Source organism: uncultured Legionella sp., from assembly GCF_937871865.1.
GTDB lineage: Bacteria > Pseudomonadota > Gammaproteobacteria > Legionellales > Legionellaceae > Legionella.
On record NZ_CALMPD010000149.1, the window covers coordinates 1 to 2241 of the forward strand.

The following is a 2241-nucleotide window of genomic DNA, read 5'->3' on the forward strand; positions in this document are numbered from 1 at the left end:
TTCGGCAAGTTCTCTTTGCTTGCGTTATTAAAAGTTAAATTGACGATGCCTTTTACAACAAGACAGAGACCCAAAAAAATGTTGATTATATCGAAGAAAAAATGATGAATTTATAATCTTGGCTTTAATGTAATTCAACTTACCTACTAGACCCAGAGCTAAAGTTGGCCTTGAAGGGGGCCTGTGATAGATAATGGCATTACCAGGATTTTTTAACGAAGCAATGATTATATAGACGTTTGGGTATATTACGTTAGATTATTGGAAGCAGGTACCCAACGATATAAAGTTGGTACTGATATCCCCAGATTTTGTGCAACATCCCTGGGTAGTGTGCCAGAAGCAAGTAACTGTTTAGCCGATTCAATTTTACTTTGGGTCATTTTTCGTTTGCGACCACCTACCCGTCCTTTTGCTTTGGCAGCGGCGAGTCCGGCTTTAGTTCTTTCTGCCATTAATTCACGCTCCATTTGTGCGAGGCTTGCCATAATATGAAAAAAGAACCGGCCTGCTGGCGTAGATGTGTCAACATTATCAGTAATACTTTTAAAGTGGATTTCCTTCTGATGCAATTGATTAACCAAATCAATCAATCCTTTCACAGCTCGACCCAATCGGTCTAATTTCCAAACGACCAATGTGTCATTTTTTCTCAATACTTCTAGCGCCATACTGAGTCCTGGACGATTTGCCTTTGTACCAGAGATTTGATCTTGATATAGTTTTTCACAACCAACCTCTCTCAATGCAGAAAGCTGAAGATCCAAATTTTGATCGACTGTTGAAACGCGCGCATAACCAACCAGCATGATAATTCCTCTATTGCAGCACCCAGCGGCCTTTTTGTTTAATTGCATCGTGCATTGCATCTGGAGCCAAATCAATTTCACCAGGCCAGGTGAGTGCCCCATATTCAAGATGAGCCTTATTGAAAAGGTCTTGATCTTTAAGGGCTGCAAAAACACCGGCTTTATTACTCATGATTAATTTAACCATCTCAACAATTCCATGTACCCCATCATTAAACTCAACTTCCAGCTCATAATTGGGCAGTGGTTTTACTTTTGATAATCGCCAGGGAGCTGTGCACACTATTCCAGGGGCGATATTTTCTTTGGCGACTGATTGTTTTCGCATAATGTCCAATCCTCAAGTAATTCAGCGCGGTGCTGAAAAGCCCATTCCAGTACTAAAGCCAATGCTCGGCGAGGCATAGAACCTCGAACCACTTCAAGTGTATGAATATCAATAAGCACTTCATATTCTGCATATAAGGCATGAAAATGAGGTGGTGCATGATCACCCCAAAACATTTGTATCAGTATTCCATAAAATGCACTAATTGTTGGCATTAATTTGTTACCCTCTTTTCTCAAAACTCATATGAAGTATAATGCAGCAAGAAAGCGATATCAAGAATGGTTATTGAGAATAATAGAATCCAATAAACAGAGTGATCTTTCCAAGTCAATTTAACCTACTCAAAAACGAACGTTTTCAATAATTAGGTATCTGAGTAATTTATGTATAGCTGATATTAAAGAATTGGATGCCGCCTCTGGCAAGAGGAATACTTTGCCAGACCAACAAAACCTTGTCCGTACTATTGAGGAGGAATTAAAGGGCAGTGCTGAGTTTATTAAAGAGCGGTGGGCGCGATTAGACGCTTATGCCCGATTCTTTGCGGCAGAGGAGCACAATGAGGGTTCTTTTGAGATACCAAAACCAGGTCTTCGCGCGCCACAATAACATTAAATCATAAAGGGCTACAGCACGGTAGCCCGTTGCATCTGAAGTAAATCAAGCAGAAACAAAGTACTGTTCAAGGAGCACGCAGCCAACCCTCAATATAGGTGATGGTTTCTTCAATAGTACTTACTGCCTGATGATAGAGCGCATCAAACAAGTCACGCTGTCCGCTTTTCCAGTAGCGCTCCACATACTGACAGGCGTATTTCATGCGTGTTGTTCCTACATAAACGGCGCCTCCTTTGATTTTGTGAGCCGTTTGTTCAACGAGTGCATAATCACCTGCGGCGAAGGCTTTTTTCATGCGCGTCAAATCAGCTGGAAATTCTTGAGTCATTAAGGTCAATAATTCGGTTAACATCTCATGGGTTCCACAGTTCTTCAACGCTTCCTCACTGTTTAAGATGGGGAATTGTGTTAATTGAAACATCTCATCATGGCGCCGTCAATTTAACTTTTTATGACGTAAGCAAAGAGAGCTTGGCGAATTTT

5 protein-coding genes are annotated in these 2241 nt (G+C 41.0%); 1 reads left to right on the forward strand and 4 read right to left on the reverse strand.

Annotated features, from left to right (window positions below):
- Positions 1-248: 248 nt before the first annotated feature.
- From Q0495_RS07770 to Q0495_RS07780, 3 genes are read right to left on the reverse strand one after another with little or no spacing between them, the layout of a single operon-like run.
- The gene (locus tag Q0495_RS07770; protein WP_298624684.1) at positions 249-809 is read right to left on the reverse strand and encodes a recombinase family protein; all 561 of its coding nucleotides are present in this window, start codon (positions 807-809) and stop codon (positions 249-251) included.
- A 10-nt stretch (positions 810-819) separates the two neighbouring features.
- Positions 820-1137 (reverse strand): DUF2442 domain-containing protein, encoded by a 318-nt coding sequence (locus tag Q0495_RS07775; protein ID WP_298624686.1) that lies wholly within the window; start codon positions 1135-1137, stop codon positions 820-822.
- Entirely contained in the window at positions 1092-1352 is a 261-nt protein-coding gene (locus tag Q0495_RS07780; RefSeq protein WP_014842360.1) for a DUF4160 domain-containing protein, read from the reverse strand. The genes Q0495_RS07775 and Q0495_RS07780 overlap by 46 nt, the downstream gene beginning before the upstream one ends.
- A gap of 223 nt (positions 1353-1575) precedes the next feature.
- Here Q0495_RS07780 and Q0495_RS07785 point away from each other — a divergent pair, with 223 nt between their 5' ends.
- Positions 1576-1749, forward strand: coding sequence for a hypothetical protein (locus tag Q0495_RS07785; RefSeq protein WP_298624739.1), 174 nt, complete (start codon positions 1576-1578; stop codon positions 1747-1749).
- Positions 1750-1822: 73 nt separating this feature from the next.
- Here the strand turns inward: Q0495_RS07785 and Q0495_RS07790 are convergent, their stop codons facing one another.
- A complete protein-coding gene (locus tag Q0495_RS07790; protein WP_298624741.1) occupies positions 1823-2179 on the reverse strand; it encodes an Hpt domain-containing protein in 357 nt (118 codons plus the stop codon).
- Between the last annotated feature and the right edge of the window lie 62 nt (positions 2180-2241).